We start from the raw sequence: 2726 nt of genomic DNA, 5'->3' as shown, positions 1-2726 counted from the left end.
CAGTGAGACGGAGCAGTACGGTACCAAGTGACCGGAGGTGTGCAGGGCGACGGCTTTTGTCTCCTGCGCGGCGTCGCCGGCGGCGGGCCCGGCCTCGTCCGGCACCTCGACCCGGGCGCTGTACACCACGGTGCTCAGACTGCCCAGACCCGCGATGCCGAGGGCGACGCCGAACTCGCCGCCGGTGGCGGACAGCGACGAGGCGGCGCCGGCCTTCTCCGGAGGCGCGGCCCCCATGATCGCGCCCGTGGTGATCGGCCCCACCGGGGAGGCGCCGAAGTAGATCAGGGTGGTGGCCGTGATGAGGAGGACGGTGTCGTCGCCGTCCACCCGGGTGATCAGGAGCTGCCCGACGGCCGCGATCAGCAGGCCGCCCAGCAGGACCCGGGACGGGGGCATCCGCTGGGCCAGCAGGTTCGACACCTGCACGCCCACCACGAGCACGCAGGCCGGGATCAGGAGCCACAGTCCGGCGGCCAGCGGGGAGTGGCCGGCGATCGTCTGGAGGTACAGGGCGACCATGAGGCCGGTCCCGCCCATGATGACGGCGTTGACCATACTGACCGTCAGTCCGGCCCGCAGGGTGCGGTCGGCGAAGAGGCCCAGGTCCAGCATGGGGTCGGCCAGCCGCCGCTGGCGCTGGACGAACAGCGCGCCGAAGACCACGCCGAGCACCACCGCACCGGCGGCGAGCGGATCCCACCCGCTCCGGGCGAGCTCCTTCAGCCCGTAGATCACCGGCAGCACGGTCGCGAGGGAGAGCACCGCGCTCAGCAGGTCCAGCCGCCCGGCGTCCGGGTCGCGGGACTCGGTCAGCAGCACCGGTCCGGTGACCACCACCAGCAGCATCACCGGCACGGCGATGAGGAACACCGATCCCCACCAGAACGCGGCGAGGACCAGACCGCCCACCGCGGGCCCGAGGGCGACCCCGGCCATCATCGCGCTCGCCCACATGGCGATGGCGGTGCCCCGCTCCTTGGGGTCCTGGAACATGTTGCTGATGAGCGCGAGCGTGGAGGGCATCACCGTGGCCCCGGCGACGCCGAGCACGGCGCGGCTGACGACGAGCATCTCCGCGCTGTCGGAGAACGCGGCGACGGCGGACACGACCGCGAACACGGCCGCGCCGCCGAGCAGCAGTCTGCGGCGGCCGATCCGGTCGCCGAGAGTGCCCATCGTCACCAGGAATCCGGCGATCGCGAATCCGTAGATGTCGGTGATCCACAGCTGTTGCGTACTGCTCGCGCCGAGGTCCTCGCTCAGTTGCGGCAGGGCCAGCATCAGGACGTTGATGTCCAGCATCAACAGCATGGTGGGCAGGGAGAGGACGGCGAGAGCGATCCACTCCCGCCGTCCGGCGCGGGGCGTCGGCTCCTTGACGGCTGTCACGGAGGTGGCTCCTTTCCTGGGGGGTGCTGAGCAGTGCGTGCCGTCAGCCGACGGCGTCCAGGAGGCCGGCCGCGGCCTTCAGCGGCTGCCACCACGGGCGGTTCTCGTGATACCACTTCACCGTCGCGGCCAAGCCGTCCTCGAAGGCGACCAGGGGCTCGTAGCCCAGTTCCTGGTGGATCTTGGTGATGTCGAGCGAGTAGCGGCGGTCGTGCCCCTGCCGGTCGGCCACCCGGTCCACGCAGGACCAGTCGGCGCCGCACGCGGTGAGCAGCAGGTCGGTGAGCTCCTCGTTGGAGAGTTCGGTGCCGCCCCCGATGTGGTAGACCTCCCCGGCCCGGCCGGAGTTCATGACCATCTGGATCGCCCGGCAGTGGTCGGACACGTGCAGCCAGTCCCGGCGGTGGGCGCCGTCCCCGTACAGGGGCACCCGCATGCCGTCGAGGATGTTGGTGACGAAGAGCGGGATCACCTTCTCGGGGTACTGGTAGGGCCCGTAGTTGTTGGTGCACCGGGTGACGACGACGTCCAGGCCCCGGGTGCGGTGCCAGGCCAGCGCCATCAGGTCCGAGCCGGCCTTCGACGCCGCGTAGGGGACGTTGGGGGCGAGCGGGGTGTCCTCGGTCCACGAGCCGGAGGCGATCGAACCGTAGACCTCGTCGGTGGACACGTGGACGAACCGGCCGACGCCGTGCCGCAGAGCCGCCTCCAGCAGCGTCTGGGTGCCGAGCACGTTGGTCGTGACGAACCGGGTGGCGGTGTCGATCGAACGGTCCACGTGCGACTCGGCCGCGAAGTGGACGACGACGTCGTGGCCCGCCACCACCTCGTCGACCACGCGCGGGTCGACGGTGTCGCCCTGGACGAAGCTGTAGCGCGGATGGGCCGCGACGGAGATGAGGTTGGCCGGGTTGCCGGAGTACGTCAGCTTGTCCAGGACCGTCACATGGGCGTCCTCGGTACCCGGCAACTCGCCGCGCAGCGTGGCCCGTACGAACTGCGAGCCGATGAAACCGGCTCCGCCCGTCACCAGCATCCTCATCGGGTCGCCTCCTCGTCATGGCGATGACGCTTCGTCAGTTCTACCAGGAGGGGCACGAGTTCGACCGGGCTGGGGGCCGAGTTCCGGTCTTCCCGGATCCTCTGCGCGCCTTCGCGGAAGGAGGGTTCGGTGAGCACCCTGCGTAGTGCCTCACGGATCTGTCCGGCGGACTGCTTCTGGTGGTCGATGCGCACTCCCGCCCCGTAGTCGGTGACGACGCGGGAGGTGAGCGTCGCGGTGAGCTGCTTCTGGCAGGTGAAGTCCCACGCGATACCGCCCGGGGTGTCCTCGC

General features: G+C 70.5%; 3 protein-coding genes. All 3 read right to left on the bottom strand.

Going from position 1 to position 2726, the window contains the following annotated elements:
- Nucleotides 1-1392 (bottom strand): MFS transporter (locus ACFV20_RS36630; RefSeq protein ID WP_385665413.1); only part of this gene is annotated, 1392 nt, incomplete at its 3' end.
- Nucleotides 1393-1435: 43 nt separating this feature from the next.
- Nucleotides 1436-2434, bottom strand: coding sequence for a dTDP-glucose 4,6-dehydratase (gene rfbB / locus ACFV20_RS36625; protein ID WP_073771960.1), 999 nt, complete (start codon nucleotides 2432-2434; stop codon nucleotides 1436-1438).
- A partial coding sequence (locus ACFV20_RS36620) for a nucleotide disphospho-sugar-binding domain-containing protein (RefSeq protein ID WP_385665411.1) occupies nucleotides 2431-2726 on the bottom strand: 296 nt, incomplete at its 5' end. The genes rfbB and ACFV20_RS36620, both read right to left, overlap by 4 nt.

This window comes from Streptomyces sp. NPDC059696, assembly GCF_042733745.1.
Lineage (GTDB): Bacteria > Actinomycetota > Actinomycetes > Streptomycetales > Streptomycetaceae > Streptomyces.
This window is presented reverse-complemented; position numbering and strand designations above follow the sequence as displayed.